At 69.8% G+C, this 17,306-nt stretch carries 14 protein-coding genes, 1 pseudogene and 1 riboswitch; of the genes and pseudogenes, 14 read left to right on the top strand and 1 reads right to left on the bottom strand.

The annotated features are described in order from the left end of the window. The first annotated feature begins 1 nt into the window (after window position 1). Window positions 2-217, top strand: a riboswitch (FMN riboswitch). Between the two features lie 96 nt (window positions 218-313). The 8 genes and pseudogenes from ribD (at window position 314) to IEY70_RS13280 (ending at window position 7,787) form a co-directional block, all read left to right on the top strand. Then, entirely contained in the window at window positions 314-1,354 is a 1,041-nt protein-coding gene (gene ribD / locus IEY70_RS13315; protein ID WP_189065519.1) for a bifunctional diaminohydroxyphosphoribosylaminopyrimidine deaminase/5-amino-6-(5-phosphoribosylamino)uracil reductase RibD, read from the top strand. Window positions 1,355-1,413: 59 nt separating this feature from the next. Then, window positions 1,414-2,034 (top strand): annotated as a pseudogene (locus tag IEY70_RS13310) (riboflavin synthase); the annotation flags it as partial. Between the two features lie 137 nt (window positions 2,035-2,171). Continuing rightward, complete coding sequence (locus IEY70_RS13305; protein ID WP_189065517.1) at window positions 2,172-3,377, top strand: bifunctional 3,4-dihydroxy-2-butanone-4-phosphate synthase/GTP cyclohydrolase II; 1,206 nt, start codon at window positions 2,172-2,174, stop codon at window positions 3,375-3,377. A gap of 157 nt (window positions 3,378-3,534) precedes the next feature. Beyond that, window positions 3,535-3,999, top strand: coding sequence for a 6,7-dimethyl-8-ribityllumazine synthase (gene ribH / locus IEY70_RS13300; protein ID WP_189065516.1), 465 nt, complete (start codon window positions 3,535-3,537; stop codon window positions 3,997-3,999). Window positions 4,000-4,160: 161 nt separating this feature from the next. Next, window positions 4,161-5,663 (top strand): DUF512 domain-containing protein, encoded by a 1,503-nt coding sequence (locus tag IEY70_RS13295; protein ID WP_189065515.1) that lies wholly within the window; start codon window positions 4,161-4,163, stop codon window positions 5,661-5,663. Window positions 5,664-6,097: 434 nt separating this feature from the next. Next, window positions 6,098-6,691, top strand: a complete 594-nt coding sequence (locus tag IEY70_RS13290) for a DoxX family protein (RefSeq protein ID WP_189065514.1) — start codon at window positions 6,098-6,100, stop codon at window positions 6,689-6,691. Window positions 6,692-6,886: 195 nt separating this feature from the next. Next, window positions 6,887-7,264, top strand: a complete 378-nt coding sequence (mscL, locus tag IEY70_RS13285; RefSeq protein ID WP_189065513.1) for a large conductance mechanosensitive channel protein MscL — start codon at window positions 6,887-6,889, stop codon at window positions 7,262-7,264. Between the two features lie 70 nt (window positions 7,265-7,334). Then, window positions 7,335-7,787: a DinB family protein gene (locus IEY70_RS13280; RefSeq protein ID WP_189065512.1), complete on the top strand. Its 453-nt coding sequence runs from the start codon at window positions 7,335-7,337 to the stop codon at window positions 7,785-7,787. A gap of 96 nt (window positions 7,788-7,883) precedes the next feature. Here IEY70_RS13280 and IEY70_RS13275 read toward each other — a convergent pair whose 3' ends face one another. Then, window positions 7,884-9,092 (bottom strand): vWA domain-containing protein, encoded by a 1,209-nt coding sequence (locus IEY70_RS13275; RefSeq protein WP_189065511.1) that lies wholly within the window; start codon window positions 9,090-9,092, stop codon window positions 7,884-7,886. Window positions 9,093-9,228: 136 nt separating this feature from the next. Here IEY70_RS13275 and IEY70_RS13270 point away from each other — a divergent pair, with 136 nt between their 5' ends. The 6 genes from IEY70_RS13270 to IEY70_RS13245 all read left to right on the top strand — a co-directional run bounded on the left by IEY70_RS13270 (window position 9,229) and on the right by IEY70_RS13245 (window position 17,254). Continuing rightward, window positions 9,229-11,142: an HRDC domain-containing protein gene (locus tag IEY70_RS13270; RefSeq protein WP_189065510.1), complete on the top strand. Its 1,914-nt coding sequence runs from the start codon at window positions 9,229-9,231 to the stop codon at window positions 11,140-11,142. 504 nt (window positions 11,143-11,646) lie between these two features. Continuing rightward, entirely contained in the window at window positions 11,647-12,744 is a 1,098-nt protein-coding gene (locus tag IEY70_RS13265) for a LacI family DNA-binding transcriptional regulator (RefSeq protein ID WP_189065509.1), read from the top strand. A 45-nt stretch (window positions 12,745-12,789) separates the two neighbouring features. Next, complete coding sequence (locus IEY70_RS13260) at window positions 12,790-13,803, top strand: sugar ABC transporter substrate-binding protein (RefSeq protein WP_189065508.1); 1,014 nt, start codon at window positions 12,790-12,792, stop codon at window positions 13,801-13,803. Between the two features lie 163 nt (window positions 13,804-13,966). Next, window positions 13,967-14,959 (top strand): ABC transporter permease, encoded by a 993-nt coding sequence (locus IEY70_RS13255; protein WP_189065507.1) that lies wholly within the window; start codon window positions 13,967-13,969, stop codon window positions 14,957-14,959. Then, complete coding sequence (locus tag IEY70_RS13250) at window positions 14,956-15,798, top strand: ATP-binding cassette domain-containing protein (protein WP_189065506.1); 843 nt, start codon at window positions 14,956-14,958, stop codon at window positions 15,796-15,798. Before IEY70_RS13255 ends, IEY70_RS13250 begins: the two co-directional genes overlap by 4 nt. Beyond that, the gene (locus tag IEY70_RS13245; RefSeq protein ID WP_189065505.1) at window positions 15,782-17,254 is read left to right on the top strand and encodes a xylulokinase; all 1,473 of its coding nucleotides are present in this window, start codon (window positions 15,782-15,784) and stop codon (window positions 17,252-17,254) included. The genes IEY70_RS13250 and IEY70_RS13245 overlap by 17 nt, the downstream gene beginning before the upstream one ends. Window positions 17,255-17,306: the final 52 nt, after the last annotated feature.

The raw sequence follows: 17,306 nt of genomic DNA, 5'->3' as shown, positions 1-17,306 counted from the left end.
CCGCTTCCTTCGGGGTGGGGTGGAATTCCCTACCGGCGGTGATGGCGTGAGCCTCAGCCCGCGAAGCCCGCGCAGACTGCACCACGCGCAGGCCCGATCCGGTGAGATTCCGGAGCCGACGGTGTTATGGCGCGCAGAGACGCTCAGGCGGATCAAGAAAGGCGAGGGGCCGTCCCCGAGCCTGTGGCCCATTCAGTCCGGATGAGAGAAGGAGGAACGCTGCCTGCCCCCCAGCAGGTGGCGACAGACCATGTATGAAGTGAATGCTCCACCCGCAGGGGTGGCGGCGGCACTGCCGGTAGACGAGCGGTTCATGACGCTTGCGCTGGCGGAGGCTGCCAGAGGACTGGGCCGCACCGCGCCGAATCCCCCCGTGGGCTGCGTGATCGTGCAGGGCGAGGACGTGGTGGGGCGAGGCTTCCACCCGAGGGCCGGTGAGCCGCACGCGGAGGTGTTCGCCCTGCAAGGCGCGGGCGAGCAGGCGCGTGGGGCCACCGCGTACGTGACGCTGGAACCGTGCAGTCATCACGGGCGCACGCCGCCCTGCGCGGACGCGTTGATCGCGGCGGGCGTGCGGCGGGTGGTCGTGGCGGCGCTGGACCCGAACCCGCTGGTGGCGGGGCGCGGCGTGCAGCGGCTCCGGGACGCCGGGATCGAGGTCACGGTGGGCGTGCTGGAGGCCCAGGCCGTGCGGCAGCAGGCGGGCTTCCGCAGTCTGATCGTGCGGGGCCGCCCGTGGGTGGTGGCGAAGTACGCCATGACCCTGGACGGCAAGGTGGCCGCGCTGGACGAGGGTAACGGCGCGGTCAGCGGCACGGAGGCCCGAGAGCGCACCATGCGCTGGCGTGACGAACTGGACGCCATCGCGGTCGGGAGCGGCACGCTGGGGCTGGACGATCCGACACTGACGACGCGTGGCGTGCCGGGGGGCCGGGACCCGCGCCCGGTGGTGTTCGACCGCCGCGCGTCGAGCGACCCGCAGGCCCGCGCGTGGCGCGACGGCGCGGTGCTCGTGACCGCCCCGGACGCCGACGCGACCGCGCACGAGGCCGCCGGGATCACCGTGCAGCGCGCCGACTCGCTGCCGGACGCCCTGAGCGGACTGGTGGGCCTGGGCCTCAGCAGCGTGCTGTTGGAGGGTGGCCCGACCCTCCTGAGTGCCTTCTTAGCGCAGGGACTGGTGGACGAGGTACGGGTGTTCGTGTCCCCGAAACTCCTCGGCGCGGGCCTGAGCCCCCTGACCGGCCCCGCGCGCCCCATGCACGAGGCGCAGGCGTTGCAGGACGTGACGGTCGAAACCCTCGGCCCGGACGTCCTGATCACCGGTCTGCTGCAGGGCATCCCGCGCGTCTGAAGCTTCCTTCCCCGTGGAGGAGCGGCGAGTGCGCCCCTGCCTCCACCCGAGGTCAAAGCATGTTTACTGGAATCATCGAACAGGTCGGGCAGATCGCCCGCACCACCGAGAACGAGGGGAACCTGACCGTCACCATCCAGCCCGCCCGCATGTGGGCGGACGTCGAACTGGGCGAGAGCATCGCCGTGAACGGCACCTGCCTGACCGTGACCACCTGGGACGCGACGGGCTTCACCGTGGACCTCAGCCGCGAGACGCTCGCCAAGACCGCCCCACACTGGCGGGAGGGCGTCAAGGTGAACCTGGAGCGCGCCATGACCGCCCACGCGCGCTTCGGCGGGCACGTCGTGAGCGGGCACGTGGACGGCGTGGGCACGGTCCTGCGCGTGGACGCCCAGCCCGGCGCGTACACCATGACGGTGCGCGCCGCGCCGCACCTCGCGCGGTACCTCGTGCCGAAAGGGAGCGTCACCGTGGACGGCGTGAGCCTGACCGTCGTGGACGCAGGGGGTCCGGCGGGCAGCCGCGCGGACCTGCGCCCGGACGAATTCACGCTGTGGCTCGTGCCGCACACGCTGGAGGTCACCACCCTGCACACCTGGGCGGCGGGCACGCAGGTGAATCTGGAGGCCGACCAGATGGCCAAGTACGTCGAGCGGCTGATCCTGATGCGCGACTGGGAGGTGGGTCAACGGGTCGAAGGGTCTGAAGGTCTGAAGTCTGAAGGGTCGAAGGGGCGGATTGAGGGGGCGGGTTGTTCCTCGGACTCTCAGACCCTTGGACCCTCAGACTCGCCGATCGTGGAAGGAGGCGTGCTGTGACCCTCGCCTCCATCCCTGAGCTGCTGGCGGAACTGCGGGCCGGGCGGCCCGTGATCCTCGTGGACGACGAGAACCGCGAGAACGAGGGCGACCTGCTGATGCCCGCAGCCACGGCGACGCCCGAGTGGGTGAACTTCATGGCGCGCGAGGGCCGCGGCCTGATCTGCGTGACCCTCACGCCCGACCGCGCCCGTGCGCTGGACCTGACGCCCATGGTGGGCAGCAGCACGGACCCGAACGGCACGGCGTTCACCGTCAGCGTGGACCACGTCAGCAACAGCACCGGCATCAGCGCCTTCGACCGCGCCGCCACCATTGCCGCCCTGATGGATGACGGGGCGAAACCCGCCGATTTCCGCCGCCCTGGCCACATCTTCCCGCTCGTCGCGCGGCCCGGCGGGGTGCTGCGCCGCGCCGGACACACCGAGGCCGGGTGCGACCTCGCCCGGCTGGCGGGCTTCCCGCCCGTCGGCGTGATCTGCGAGATCATGGGCGACGACGGCGAGATGAGCCGCCTCCCGGACCTCCTCGCGTTCGGCGAACGGCACAGCCTGAAGGTCGGCAGCATCGAGGGGCTGATCGCGTACCGCCTGGAACACGACCCCTTCATGCAGCTGGTCGCGGAAGCGAAGTTGCCCACCGAGCACGGCGAGTTCCGCATCGTCGGCTTCGAGGACTCCCTGACCGGCGCGGAACACGTCGCGCTCGTCATGGGCGACGTCACCCCGGACCCTCTGCTCGTGCGCGTGCACAGCGAATGCCTCACCGGGGACGGCTTCCACAGCCTGCGCTGCGACTGCGGCCCGCAACGCGACGCGGCCATGCAGGCCATCGCCGCCGAGGGCCGCGGCGTCCTCGTGTACCTCCGGCAGGAAGGGCGCGGCATCGGCCTGCTGAACAAGATCCGCGCCTATCACCTCCAGGACGGCGGTGCCGACACCGTCGAGGCGAACCTGCAACTGGGGTTCCCCGCCGACGCCCGCGACTTCGGCATCGGCGCGCAGATGCTCCACCTGCTGGGCGCGCGGCAACTGCGCGTCCTCACCAACAACCCCCGCAAACTCCACTCCCTGGGCGGCTTCGGCCTGGAAGTCGTCGAACGCGTGCCCCTCCACGTCGGCCGCAACGAACACAACACCGCCTACCTCAGCACCAAAGCCGAAAAACTCGGCCACATCGGCACCGACGGCAGCGGGGACTGAGAACCCCTCAGTCGGCTTCGCCGCCAGCTCCCCTCAAGGGGAGCCAAGGACACACCCCTGCCTCCCCTTGAGGGGAGGTGCCCGAAGGGCGGAGGGGTTCGCCCGCAGCTTCACCACCCATCACCCACACTTCATCCCCTTTCCGAGGAGACCCACCATGAACCGAATTGAAGCCAATCTGCTTGCCACCGACCTGAAGTTCGCTGTTGTCAGTACCCGCTGGAATCATCTGATCGTGGACCGTCTGGTGGAGGGGGCGGAGCTGGCGTTCGTGCAGCACGGCGGGAAGACCGGGAACCTGGATCATTTCCTCGCGCCGGGGAGTTACGAGGTGCCGCTGATTGCGCGGAAGCTGGCGGAGTCCGGGAAGTATGACGCGGTGGTGTGCCTGGGGGCCGTCATCAAGGGCGATACGGATCACTACGATTTCGTGGCGGGGGGCGCGGCGAACGGCATCCTGAACACCAGCCTGCACACGGGGGTGCCCGTGGCGTTCGGCGTGCTGACGACGGACACGGTCGAGCAGGCCCTGAACCGCGCGGGGATCAAGGCGGGGAACAAGGGCGGCGAGGCGGTTCTGGCGATGATCGAGACGGTGAACCTGCTGCGGCAGATCGGGTAGGCCGGAACGCTGGGTGCGGGGGCGGCGTTCGTGCCTTCCTCCGCCAATCCCGCTTTGACTCACACCCGGCCCTGTAACGGGTTGTTATGCTGTTGTGCTTGATGCGGGGCCGCCACTGGAGTCCCGAAAAGGGGTGATGTGTTGTGACGGCAGCTGAGAATATGCAGGATCAGGTTTTTCCCGCACCGATCAAATCGGTCGAGGGTGGCAGTGCCGCCGAGCGGGCGGGCGTGCAGCCGGGTGACGTGCTGCTGCGCGTGAACGGCGAGCCCGTCACGGACGTGCTGGCGTACCGGCACGCGCTGTCGCAGGGGCGCGCGACTCTGGAGATCGCCCGGCCGAAGGAGGCGCCGCGCGTCATGACGGGCGTGGCGGGCACGGCGCAGGATCACCACCGGTTGTTCCTGCCGTCCCCGCCCAGCCTGGAGGACACGTTCACGTTCGACGTGGAGTGGGAGGATCCGGGCCTGGAGTTCGAGGAGGTGCTGTTCGACGGCATCAAGAAGTGCGCGAACAAGTGCGATTTCTGTTACGTGCATCAGATGCCGCGCGGCTTCCGCAAGAGCCTGTACATCATGGACGACGATTACCGCCTGTCGTTCCTGTACGGGTCGTTCGTGACCCTGACGAACCTCTCGGAGGGGGACATTCAGCGGATCGAGAACGAGAACCTCTCGCCGCTGTATGTGTCGGTTCACACGGCGAACCAGGACCTGCGGCAGGACATGATGAAGTGGTGGCGCCTGAAGGTCAAAGACCAGCAGGCCGTGCAGATCCGCTCCATGATCGAGCGCCTGGAGCAGATCGACCTGTACACGCAGATCGTGCTGGTCCCGGAACGCAACGACCGCGAGAACCTCGACGAGACCGTGGAGTACCTGGCGAGCCGTCCGAACGTGATCAGCGCGGCGGTCGTGCCGATCGGTCTGACCTCGCACCGCACGAACCTGCCGGACGTGCGGACCTTCACGCGGGAGGAAGCGCAGGACAGCCTGCGCCGCCTGAACGTGTGGCGCAAGCGCTTCCTGACCGAGCGGGGTACGCGCTTCGTGTTCCCCAGCGACGAACTGTACCTGCTGGCCGGAGAGCCGCTGCCGACCGAGGAGGAGTACGAGGGCTTCCCGATGCTGGAAAACGGCGTGGGCATGATCCGCGACTTCCTGACCGAGGCTCTGCCGGAACTCCCGGCGGCGCTGCCCGAGCCCCGGCGCGTGATCCTGGGCACGGGTTCGCTGTTCGCCGAGTCCCTGGACCGGGCCGTCGAGCCGCTGCGGGCCATCGAGGGCCTGACCCTGGAGGTGCGCGCCATCGAGAACAAGACGTTCGGGAAGGTCACGACCGTGGCGGGCCTGCTGACGGGCCGCTGCTTCCGGCACGCCATCAAGCCGGGCGAGGCGGACCTGCTGATCGTGCCGCCCACCACCCTGCGCTACGGCACCGAGCTGATGCTGGACGACGTGAGCCTGGATGAACTGCGCGCCGAGTTGCGCATGGACATCCGGCCGGGTGGCGCGACGCTGGGCGAACTGGCCCGCGTGATCCTTCAGGGCGCGCAGAGCAGCGGTCACCAGTGGGGCATGAGCGCGCATGCCGTGAAGGACAGCGGGCGCGAGGAACCGGCGTCCGTGCAGGTGGCCGAGCAGAACATGCGCGGTCAGGCTTAAGCGGAAAGGGACAGGGCAGGGAACGGGGGCGGCGGCCTCAGCGGGCGCACATCTGCCCCCGGCTGAGGCTGCCGCCCCTGTCGTGGTCTGGGCCCGATGGACAGCAGTGCCCGGTCGCGCGCCGGGTGTTTTCCGTCGTGCCAGCCCGCGTTGATCGTTGAAACGGACGGTTGGATGGCGCCGGGTCGGTGCTACGCGTGGATGCCCGGACGGTTGGCGCGACCTTCATGTGGCGGCCAGACTGACCGGCCCGTCATCCGATCGGGACTGCGGCGCATATGACTGTTCAGGACCCGGCAAGTGTTCGGGGCAGGCCGGGCGGCGGCGGTGAATCCTTCACGCGGTCAGCCTGGATTTCACCGTCACCGATTCACGTTCCAGGCCACTTCTTCCAGGACACGTCACGTTCCAGGCCACGCGCCGGAGGTTCCACCATGCGAAAAACACCCTTTATCGAATCGCGCCTCGCGGCCACCCTGACCGTTCCGCCCCGCCGGGACGCCGCGCCACTGGCGCAGAAGGTGGACGCCCTTGAACTGCGGCTGGTGGGCTGGTGGGTGCGGCACGGCGTGACGCTGCTGCGGCTGGCGCTGGGGCTGATTTTCGTGTGGTTCGGCGCGCAGAAGTTCTTTCCGGGTCTCAGTTCCGCCGAGGCGCTCGCCACGCGGACCATCTCGGTCCTGACGTTCGGGCTGGTGCCGCCGCAGGTGAGCCTGCCGGTCCTGGCGACCTGGGAGTGCCTGATCGGGCTGGGCCTGCTGACGGGCCGGTTCATGCGGGTCACGCTGCTGCTGCTGTTCGCGCAGATGGCCGGGACGTTCCTGCCGCTGGTGTTCTTTCCCGCCGAGACGTTCAAGTTCGTGCCGCTGGTCCCGAACCTGGAAGGGCAGTACATCCTGAAGAACCTCATATTGATCGCGGGTGGTCTGGTGGTCGGGGCGACCATGCGGGGGGCGCGCATGATGGAAAGCGCCGAGCAGGACGCCGCGCGTGACACCCTGCGGCTTGCGGCCGGGCCGCGTACCTGACGTCTGGTGCGGGCGCTCTGGCCTGATGAGGGCGGGAGGCGCAAGTGGTATGGCCCGCTGGGGGGGGTTGTCTGCGATTGGTAGCAGAAAATGGCGCTTCTGGACCTGAAATACCCCACATCACCCCCAAAGTAAACTAGACAACCTTATGTGAATTGCATTGCCATCCAATGAAAGGAGTGTAAAACTTCACGCATGATCAGCGGATTCAAGGATTTCATCATGCGTGGCAACATCGTCGACCTCGCCATCGCCGTCGTCACCGGCGCGGCCTTCGCGGCGCTCGTCACGGCCTTCTCGAACGCCTTCATCAACCCCCTGATCAAACTGGTCACGGGCGGCGGCGCCGTCGGCGGCAAATTCACGGTCGACGGCGTGGACTTCGATTATGGCCTGTTCATCACGGCCCTGATCACCTTCCTGCTCACCATGGCCGTCATCTACTTCGTGGTCGTCGTGCCCTACAACAAGTTCCGCGAACGCCTCGCCAAGCCGGTCGAGGCCGCGCCCGCCGGTCCCAGCAACGAAGAGAAACTCCTGATGGAAATCCGCGACGCCCTGCGCGCCCGCTGAACCCCCGTCCCAGCACAGACTGAAGCGCGGCCCTCACACACGTGGGGGCCGCCCCTTTATGCTGCCATTCATGACCCGATCCGCGAACTACGCCCGCGCCTTCCAGATGCACCGCGCCGCCCTGATGGACCTCTACGATCAACTGCCCGAGGACCAGGGCGGCTTCAGCGCCTGGGAAGGCGGCATGAACTTCATGGCGCAGGCCGACCACCTGTCGGTCAGTGCCACCCGCTTCCTCAGCATGATCCAGGGACAGGCGCCCGCGCCCGCCCCGGAACCCAGCCAGACCCTCACCGAGGCGCGCGGCCGCCTGTGGGACACCAACGAACTGGCCCTGGCCGCCATCAGCGCCCTGAGCGACGACGACCTCGCCCGCCGCGTCCCGGCCTTCGGCGGCCGCGAGATGCCCGTCACCGCCCTGCTCGACATGATCATCACGCACGAGGCGCACCACAAGGGCCAGGTGTGGGTCATGGCCCGCATGGTGGGCGTCAAACCGCCCATGTTCGTCAAGATGGGCTGAGGCACCCGCCCGCCACCGAACAGCACATCAGGCAGGACATCAGAAAAGGCCGCTGGCAGCGTGAATGCGCCAGCGGCTTTCTGTGCGGCCTGCCGTTCAGTTCACCAGTTTGGTCTTGTTCGTCACGAAGTCCATCAGCACGTACTGCCCGATGTTCTGCGGCGTCGTGAAGTACGCCTTGCCGCGTGTCATCTCGCTGACGCGGCGCACGAAGCCCACCAGTTCCGGGTCGCGGGCCAGCATGAACGTGTTCACCTGAATGCCGCTGCGGCGGCAGTTGGCGACCTCGCGCAGGGTCGCGCCCAGCACGTAGGGGTCCAGGCCGTAAGCGTTCTTGTAGATCCGGCCGTCCGGGAGGGTCAGGGCGCTGGGTTTTCCGTCCGTGATCATCACGATCTGCTTCATGTCCTTGTTCTCACGCTTGAGCAGCTGCTGCGCCAGTCGCAGGCCGCCCGCCGTGTTCGTGTGGTACGGCCCGATCTGCGCCTGCGCCAGCCTGGAGACCGGCACTTCCTCGGCGCTGTCGTGGAACAGCACGAACTTCACGGTGTCGCCCGGGTACTGCGTGCGGATCAGGTGCGCCAGCGCCAGCGCCACCTGCTTGGCGGGCGTGAAGCGGTCCTCGCCGTACAGGATCATGGAGTGAGAGCAGTCCAGCAGCACCACCGTCGCCGCCGAGCTGTTGTACTCGGCCTGCCGGATGACCAGATCGCTCTCTTCGAGGTTGTCGAAGCCCTTGCTGATCACGTTGCCCAGCGTGGCGGTCGTGTCGAGGTTCATGGTGTCCCCGAACTCGTACCCCTTGAGTTCGCCGGTCATCTCGACGCCACTGGCGTACTCGCGGGTGTCGTGCGCGCCCGCGCTGCTGCGGCCCAGGCCGCCCATCAGGTCCCGCAGGCTCTTGTACCCCAGGAAATCGATGCTCTTGTCGGTCAGCTGGAACTTCGCGTCGCCGGGTTCGCCCGCGCCGCCGCCCTCGCCATCCTCGAATTCCTTGCGGATGAAGCCGTCCTGTTGCAGGCGGTCCATCAATTGCTGAATCTGCTGCCCCAGCCCCGTCTCGCGGATGTCGTCGGCCTGCATGGCCTCCAGCAGCTGCTCTTCGGGGATCATGCCGCGCTCGGCCAGCGCTTCCAGGATCGCGTCGAACAGGTCGTCCATGCTGGGCCGGGCATTCGGGTCCGGGTCGTACGGGTCGTTCATGCCCTGCCCCAGCAGCGCCTCCTGAATCATCTGCATCAGTTCACTGGAATCCAGCTGATCCAGTTCCCCCTCGAACTTGCTGTACCGGGTAATGCGCGCCATGAAGACCTCCGTTCACTCCCAGCATGGCGCGTTTCCGGGCGGCACTTTGTAAGGGTCTGGGCCTTTCGGGCGCGTGAACGTTGCCGCACCTGCCCGCTATTCCAACCGCTGCGCCGGGTGCGTCACAATGGAGGGTATGACTGATGCTCCTGCCTCCCTGCGTCCTGACGCCCGCCTCGTGCGCCTGCACGCCGAACGCGGCGACCCGCAGGCCCGGCTGGCCGGCGCGCTGGCCGCGCTGGAAGGCGCCGACTGGGGCGTGCTGCTGCGCGACCACGCCGCCCTGGCCCGCCAGCTGGCCGCGCAACTGGGCGGCGGCACGCTGCGCGTGGACCCCCGCGTGCGCTTCGACCGGGACGCCCTGGCGGACGCCGGACTGGCCGCCGCGACCCTCGACGCCGACTGGCGCGGCGCGCGCGCCGTGTGGCTGATGGAACCCGGCGCGGACGACCTGGACCGCGCCCGCCGCGCCGGGGTGCCCGTGATTGCCGACGCGACCCTCGCTCCTGGCGGGGACTGGTTGCGGCGCGGCGCGGCGCTGGTCGTGTACCGCGACAGCGTCACCCTGACCGGTCACGGGGACGCCCCGCTGGCCGTGCTGTTCGGGCAGGGCCGCCGCCCGGACGTGGTGGGCGCGCCGCCCAGTGACCTGAGCGTGTCGCTGGCCCTGCGGGACGCCGCGACCCTGCCGCTGCGACTGGCCCGCGCGGCCCGCACGACCGCGCAACTGGCCGAGCGGCTGGGCGGCGCGGCGCAACCGGCCGGGCCGACCGCGCTGCTGCTGGCCCCGGACGCCGTGGCCGACACGGTCGCGCCCTCGGGTGGGGTGCTGGCCGCCGCGCGCAGCGTGGGCGGGGGCGTGCTGGTCACGCCGGGCCTGGAGGACCTGAGCGTGACCCTGACGCTGGTGCAGGGCGAGGCGGCCAGCCAGGGGGACCGGCCGGGCGCCGCGCAGGAGGGTTCCGCGCCGCGCGAACCGGAGGTTGCCCAGGAGGACGCGGCGCGCGGCGGGCGTGGTGAGGGGCGAGGTGAGGGGCGGGGCGAGGAACGCCGCGAGTTCCGCGCTGGCCGCCGTGACCGCCAGGACCGTGGCGGGGACCGGTTCTCGCGTGGCCGCCGTGACGAGTTCCGCCGCGACGAGTTCCGGCGGGAGGGCCGCCCGGACGAGCGCAGCGACAGTGAACCCAGGAACGCTGCTCCCAGGGACAGTTCAGTCAGGGACAGTGCTGCCAGGGAGGCTGCGGCGCGTGACCTGCCGCAGCGGGACGCGCCGCAACGAGAGGACGCCCGCCCGCAGGGTCGCCCTGCTGATCGTCCGGCCGACCGTCCGGGCGAGCGGGGCCGTGACCTGCCGGGTGCGGCGCAGCCCGAGCGCGTGACCTTCGAGGCGCCCGCACAGGTGGCGCCCGCGCAGGTGGCCCCTGTGCAGGTGAACGCCACGCCGGTGGCCGGGCCGACGGACGCGCCGGAGGAAACCTGGGAGCCGGAGATCGTGTTCAGCGATTCGCCGTCCAGCACGCCGGACAGCGTGCCTGCGCCGCTGCCCGCGCCGATCAGTACGGGCGGGGCGGACACGCTGCCGGAGGCGGAACTGCCGGACGCGCCGACGGCCGGGGAACCTGAAGCTGCCGCGCCGGACACCCGGACGGAGGGCCGCGCCGCGCGGGGTCGTTCCGAGGGCCGCGCTGGCGGGCGCGGCGATGGCCGTTCCGAGCGGGGTGCGGGGCGTCCCGTGCGGGACCGTCCGGCGCCGGTGGAGGCGGACGCGACGCCCGTGATGCTCACGCCGGACCTGCCGGGCGGCAGGGAGGATCCGGCCGCGAACCTCAGTGAAGAGCAGGCGGAGGTGTACGCCCGGTTGCGTGACTGGCGGAACGCCGAGGCCAAGCGGCAGGAGATCAGCCGGTTCATCGTGGCGAGCAACGCGACCCTGGCCGAGATCGCGCGCCGCGTGCCGTACACCGAGGCCGACCTGCACGAGGTGCGCGGCATGGGCCCCGAGCGTCTGCGCAAGTACGGCGAGCGGATCCTGGAACTCGTGCGCGGCTGATCGCCAGTACGGCAGGGGGCGGCGGGCAGGGGAGACGGAAGTCCCTGCCCGCCGCCCCCTACCGTCGCCTTCACTGCCTGTTCTGCGGGCGGGCAGGCCAACACCGGACGCTTCCCGTGATCGATTGCTGGTGGCGGATGGGACGGCGGTCTGGTTCAGCTGGAAGCCCGCAGAGGCGGGGGGCACGGTTGATACGGACTCCGATTGAATGGGCTGCGAAGACCGCTGGGTCCGAGCGGATGCGGGTGGGGGCCGAAGCGCCCCTCCGGACGTGGGGCTGGCAGGGCCGGTGAAGTGCCGGACTGTCAGCGAGACAGACGGCAGGCCGTATGGGGCAGGGGCACGGTTGAACCGGGTCTAATTTGACGCCGGGTCATGGGGATTGACAGGAGCGGCGGATGAGTGCACACTGACGGCACCTCAATGTAATCGTTTGCAACCGGTTTCCTCGTCTGGGAAACCACCCGAAATCACATTTCCGCCAAGGGGGTGTAATCGTTTTCAATGCCGAGTATTCAGGATGTCGCCCAGCTCGCCCAGGTCTCCACGGCCACCGCCTCCCGCGCCCTCTCCCGACCTGACATGGTCGCCCAGTCCACCCGCCAGCGCGTCCTGAACGCCGCGCAGCAACTCGGGTACCAGCCGAACGTGCTGGCCCGCAGCCTGCGCCAGGGCGAGACCCGCACCATCGGCGTGGTCGTCACGGACATCCTCAACCCCTTCCACGCCACGCTCGCCAAGGGCATTCAGGACGCCGCCGACCGGCACGGCTACGTGGCCTTCCTGTTCAACAGCGACGAGGAACCCGCCAAGGAACGCCGCGCGCTGGAAACCCTGCGCGGCCACCTGCCCCAGGGCCTGATCCTGGTGCCCACCAGCGGAGCGCGCGAACACCTGAAAGCCATGCCGGACCTGCCGGTCGTCGAACTCGACCGCGTGACCGGCAACCCGGACGCCACCACCGTCACCACCGACAACGCAGGCGGCGGCACGGCCGCCACCCGGCACCTGATCGACCTGGGCCACACCCGCATCGGCATGATCGTCGGCCAGCAGGACATCAGCACCGCCACGCAGCGCCACGACGCCTACCGCGCCGCGCTGGAAACCGCCGGACTGACCTACGACCCGGCGCTGGTCCTGCCCGGCAACCACCGCGAGGACGACGGGTACCGCGCCGCCATGCGCCTGCTGAGCCTCCCCCCAGACCGCCGCCCCACCGCTCTGTTCGTGGGCAACAACGAGATGACCGTCGGCGCCGTCCTGGCCGCCCGCGCCCTGAACCTGCACATCCCTGCCGACCTGAGCATCGTGGGCTTCGACGATTCCCGCTGGGCACAGACCATGACCCCACCCCTGACCGTCGTGGCGCAACCCGCCTACGACCTGGGCGTGCAGGCCTGCGAGCAACTGCTGCGCCTGCTGCACCACACCGGCGCCCGCACCCCGGCCCGCGTGCAACTGCCCACCACCCTGATCATCCGTCATTCCACCGGACCTCCGGGCCAGCCCAGAACCAGTGCGTCCAGCCGTGATCCAGCCCGCCCCGCCACCTCCAGTCACCCGCCCGTTACTCCCTCTGCCGGTCCACCCCGCGCCTGACCAGCTGCCCGTACCCGCCCTCTCATTCCCCCCAGGAGACCCACCATGCGCCACGCCAAACTGATCGCCGCCACCGCCGTCCTCGCCAGCGCCGCCGTGTTCACCGTCAGCACCGTGCAGGCCCAGAGCAGCGCCCAACCCGTGATCGGCCTGATCACCAAGACCGAAACCAACCCCTTCTTCGTGAAGATGAAAGAAGGCGCGCAGAAGGAAGCCACCCGCCTGGGCGCCAAACTCCTGACCGCCGCCGGGAAGGCCGACGGTGACAACGCCGGACAGGTCGCCGCGATCGAGAACATGGTCGCCGCCGGTGCCAAGACCATCCTGATCACGCCCAGCGACTCCAAGGCCATCGTGCCCGCCATCGCCAAGGCCCGCGCGCAGGGCGTCATGGTCATCGCGCTGGACAGCCCCACCGAACCCGCCAGCGCCGTGGACGCCCTGTTCGCCACCAACAACTACCAGGCGGGCGTGCTGATCGGCCAGTGGGCCAAGAAAGCCATGGGCAACAAGAAAGCCGTGATCGCCACCCTGGACCTGTTCCCCGGCCACCCGGTCGGCATCGCGCGACACAACGGGTTCCTGGCGGGCTTCGGCATCAAGGGCATCACGGCCAGCACCAAGGACCTCGTGAACACCGGCGTGGCCTGCGCGCAGGACTCCTTCGGCGACCAGACCAAGGGCCAGACCGCCATGGAAAACTGCCTGCAGAAGAACCCGGACATCAACGTGGTGTACACCATCAACGAACCCGCCGCCGCCGGAGCCTACCAGGCCCTGAAAGCCGCCGGGAAGGAAAAGAGCGTCCTGATCGTCTCGGTGGACGGCGGCTGCGCAGGGGTGCGCAACGTCGAGGCCGGCGTGATCGGCGCGACCAGCCAGCAGTACCCCCTGAAGATGGCCAGCATGGGCGTCGCGGCCGGCGTGAACTACGCCAAGACCGGCAAGAAAGTCAGCGGCTACACCGACACCGGCGTCGCCCTGATCACCAACAAGGCCATGAGCGGCGTCAAGAGCCAGAACGGCAAGTTCGGCCTCGCCAACTGCTGGGGTCAGTAAGCCCGGACGGGTCGGGAACCCAGGCACCACCTGAAGTTCCTGACCCACCCCCAGAGCGGGTTCACCTTCACTGGCCCAGCTGTTCCCCCCGGAGTCACGTCAGCGGTCAAGGCCGCCCGGCCGTGACTCCTTTTCCTTCCCCCACACCTGGAGAACCCTGCGTATGACGCCACCCACTGCGCCACCCACCGCCGCGCCCGCCGCCCGCACCGGGCTGAAGCTCCCGAACCTCAGCACCCTGGGGCCACTGATCGCCCTGCTGGTCGCGTGCATCTTCTTCGCCACGCAGTCCGACCGCTTCCTCACGCTGGGTACCTTCTCCCTGATCCTGCAACAGGCGTCGTTCATCGGCGTGATCGCCATCGCGCAGACCCTGATCATCCTGACCGCCGGGATCGACCTGAGCTGCGGCATGATCATGGCACTTGCCAGCATGGTGATCGGCAAACTGGCCGTCGAGCAGGGTGTGCCCATTCCGCTGGCGATCCTGGCGGGCTTCGCGGTCGGCGCGTTCGTCGGCTGGCTGAACGGCCTGCTGATCACGAAATGGAAGTTGCCGCCGTTCATCGTGACGCTCGGTATGTACTCCATCGTGTTCGCGGCCGTGAAGATCTACTCGAAGGCCACCAGCGTCCCCATGCCCGCCGACGGCCTGACCTTCCTCGCGCAGCGGTTCACGGTGTTCGGCACGCCGTTCACGTACGGCAGCCTGCTGATGGTCGCGCTGTTCTTCGCCACGTGGCTGTACCTGAACTTCACCGCGCCGGGCCGGCACATCTACGCGCTGGGCAACAACCCCGAAGCGGTGCGCCTGAGCGGCATTCCCCAGAACCGCCTGCTGCTCAGCGTGTACACCTTCGCCGGGGTGCTGTACGGCGTGGCGGCCCTGCTGCTGCTCGAACGCATCGGCGGCGCGTCCCCGGAGGCCGGCACCACCGAGAACCTGGAGAGCATCACGGCCGTCGTGATCGGTGGCACCAGCCTGTTCGGCGGGCGCGGCAACGTGATGGGCACATTGATCGGCGTGCTGATCGTCGGCGTGTTCCGCTCGGGCTTGACCTTCATGGGCCTGGACAGCGTGTACCAGAACCTGATCACCGGCATCCTGATCATCCTGGCGGTCGCCACCGACCAGTTCTCCCGGAGGAAAGCATGACCGCCCCCACCCTGCCTGTCGCGCCCGTCCCCACACCCACCCCGCACAGCCCTGCGGGACCGCTGGTCATGCAGGCGCGCGGCCTGATCAAACGCTACGGGCACGTGACCGCCATCAACGGCGCGGACTTCGAACTGCGGCCCGGCGAGATCATGGCCGTCATCGGCGACAACGGCGCGGGCAAGAGCAGCCTGATCAAGGCGCTGTCCGGCGCGGTCATTCCCGACGAGGGCGAGATCCTGCTGGACGGCAAACCCGTGCACTTCCGCACGCCCAGCGACGCCCGCCGCGAAGGCATCGAGACCGTGTACCAGGACCTCGCGGTGGCGCCCGCCATGACCATCGCCGAGAACCTGTTCCTGGGCCGCGAACTGTACGTCGGCGGGCCGCTGGGCCGCCTGCTGAAAGTCATCGACCGTAAGCGCATGCTGACCGAGGCCACGCAGCACATGCAGGGCCTGCAGTTCGCCATCAAGAGCATGAACCAGCCGGTCGAGACGCTCAGCGGCGGGCAGCGGCAGGGCGTTGCCGTGGCCCGCGCCGCCGCCTTCGCCCGGCACGTGGTCATCATGGACGAACCCACCGCCGCGCTCGGCGTGCGCGAGGGCAACATGGTCCTCGACCTGATCCGGCAGGTGCGGGACAAGGGCCTGCCCGTCATCCTGATCAGTCACAACATGCCGCACGTGTTCGAGATCGCCGACCGCATCCACGTGCACCGCATGGGCAAACGCGCCGCCCTGCTGAACCCGAAGAAGATCAGCATGGCCGACACCGTCTCGGTCATGACCGGCGCCCTGGCCGCCGATGACCTCAGTGCCGATGTCCTGGCCCACTGAGCCCCCACCCGCCCACCCCGCACGTCCGGCCGACCAGCCGGACGTGGTGCTGGCCCTGGACCTCGGCACCGGCAGCCTGAAAGCGGCGCTGATCACGGCGGGCGGCGACACCCTGCGCCGCGCCGCGCACCCCTACCCCGCGCACAGCCCCCACCCCGGCTGGTCCGAGAGCCACCCGGACGACTGGTGGACGGCCGCGCAGCGCGCCGCGCAGGACGTGCTGCGCGGCACCGACCCGGCGCGCGTGCGGGCCGTGAGCCTGTCCGGGCAGATGCACGGCGTGACCCTGACCGCTCCCACCGGCGAGGCCCTGCGCCCCGCCGTGCTGTGGTCCGACACGCGCAGCGCCCCGCACCTCACGGCCTACCGGGCGCTGCCGGAAGACCTGCGCCGCGACCTGCGTAACCCGCCCGTCACGGGCTTCGCCGGTCCCACCCTGTTGTGGCTGGCCGCGCACGAACCCACCACCCTGGCCGCCGCCCGCTGGGCGCTGCAACCCAAGGACTGGCTGCGCCTGCACCTGACCGGCGAGGCCGCCACCGACCCCTCGGACGCCTCGGGTACGCTGCTGTTCGACCCGCACCGGCAGGACTGGCACGCCGACCTGCTGGGCCGCCTGGGCCTCCCGGCCGCGCTGCTGCCCCCCATCCGGCCGTCCGGCAGCGTCGCCGGATTCCTGCGCACTACACCTGCCCGCGCGCTGGGCCTCCCGCCGGGCCTGCCCGTCCTGACCGGCGCGGCCGACACCGCCGCCGCCCTGCACGCCGCCGACCTCGCGCCCGGCGAGGCGCAACTGACCGTCGGGACCGGCGCGCAACTCGCGCTGAGCCGCGCCGACCTGCCCGAACCACACGGCGCGCTGCACGCCTTCCGGGACGCCACGCAGGGCTGGTACCTGCTGGCCGCCGTGCAGAACGCCGGGAACGTGCTGGAATGGGTCCGCCGCACCCTGCGCCTCTCCTGGCCGGACATGTACCTCGGCGCGCAGCAGACCGACGGGCAGCCCGCGCCGCTGTTCCTGCCGTACCTGACCGGCGACCGCACCCCCCACCTGGACCCCCACGCCCGCGCCGGCTGGCTGGGCCTGAGCGCCGACCACGACCCCGGCCACCTCGCCTACGCCGCGTTCGAGGGCGTGGCGCTGTCCATCGCGCAGGCCGCCGAACTGCTGCGCCTGCCCCACGCGCAGCCCCTGCGGCTGGCCGGGGGCGGCACCGTGGACCCCTGGTGGCAGCAACTGCTCGCGGACGCCCTGAACCGCCCGCTGCACGTCACGAACGTGCCCGACGCCTCACTGCGCGGCGCGGCCCGCCTCGCCTGGACCGGACTGGGCGTTCCCTGGACCGCGCCCGCACCCACCGTCACGGCCGTCATCACGCCCCAGGCGCAGCGCATCCCGCCCGCCCGGCGCGCCGGGTTCCGCAGCGCATACCAGGTCCTGAAGCACAGCGGGTAGCGGCGCAGCGTCCGCGCAGAGCGGGGAAGAGGCCGCCCCCCTGGAATCAGCG

The sequence above is a fragment of the Deinococcus seoulensis genome, from assembly GCF_014648115.1.
GTDB classification, from domain to species: Bacteria; Deinococcota; Deinococci; order Deinococcales; family Deinococcaceae; genus Deinococcus; species Deinococcus seoulensis.
This window is presented reverse-complemented; position numbering and strand designations above follow the sequence as displayed.

What these genes read in the sequence shown, in the direction of transcription:
- ribD (WP_189065519.1), top strand. Translation starts at nt 314, where the DNA reads ATGACGCTTGCGCTGGCGGAGGCTGCCAGAGGACTGGGCCGCACCGCG.
- ribH (WP_189065516.1), top strand. Translation starts at nt 3,535, where the DNA reads ATGAACCGAATTGAAGCCAATCTGCTTGCCACCGACCTGAAGTTCGCT.
- IEY70_RS13295 (WP_189065515.1), top strand. Translation starts at nt 4,161, where the DNA reads ATGCAGGATCAGGTTTTTCCCGCACCGATCAAATCGGTCGAGGGTGGC.
- IEY70_RS13290 (WP_189065514.1), top strand. Translation starts at nt 6,098, where the DNA reads ATGCGAAAAACACCCTTTATCGAATCGCGCCTCGCGGCCACCCTGACC.
- mscL (WP_189065513.1), top strand. Translation starts at nt 6,887, where the DNA reads ATGATCAGCGGATTCAAGGATTTCATCATGCGTGGCAACATCGTCGAC.
- IEY70_RS13280 (WP_189065512.1), top strand. Translation starts at nt 7,335, where the DNA reads ATGACCCGATCCGCGAACTACGCCCGCGCCTTCCAGATGCACCGCGCC.
- IEY70_RS13275 (WP_189065511.1), bottom strand. Translation starts at nt 9,092, where the DNA reads ATGGCGCGCATTACCCGGTACAGCAAGTTCGAGGGGGAACTGGATCAG.
- IEY70_RS13270 (WP_189065510.1), top strand. Translation starts at nt 9,229, where the DNA reads ATGACTGATGCTCCTGCCTCCCTGCGTCCTGACGCCCGCCTCGTGCGC.
- IEY70_RS13265 (WP_189065509.1), top strand. Translation starts at nt 11,647, where the DNA reads ATGCCGAGTATTCAGGATGTCGCCCAGCTCGCCCAGGTCTCCACGGCC.
- IEY70_RS13260 (WP_189065508.1), top strand. Translation starts at nt 12,790, where the DNA reads ATGCGCCACGCCAAACTGATCGCCGCCACCGCCGTCCTCGCCAGCGCC.
- IEY70_RS13255 (WP_189065507.1), top strand. Translation starts at nt 13,967, where the DNA reads ATGACGCCACCCACTGCGCCACCCACCGCCGCGCCCGCCGCCCGCACC.
- IEY70_RS13250 (WP_189065506.1), top strand. Translation starts at nt 14,956, where the DNA reads ATGACCGCCCCCACCCTGCCTGTCGCGCCCGTCCCCACACCCACCCCG.
- IEY70_RS13245 (WP_189065505.1), top strand. Translation starts at nt 15,782, where the DNA reads ATGTCCTGGCCCACTGAGCCCCCACCCGCCCACCCCGCACGTCCGGCC.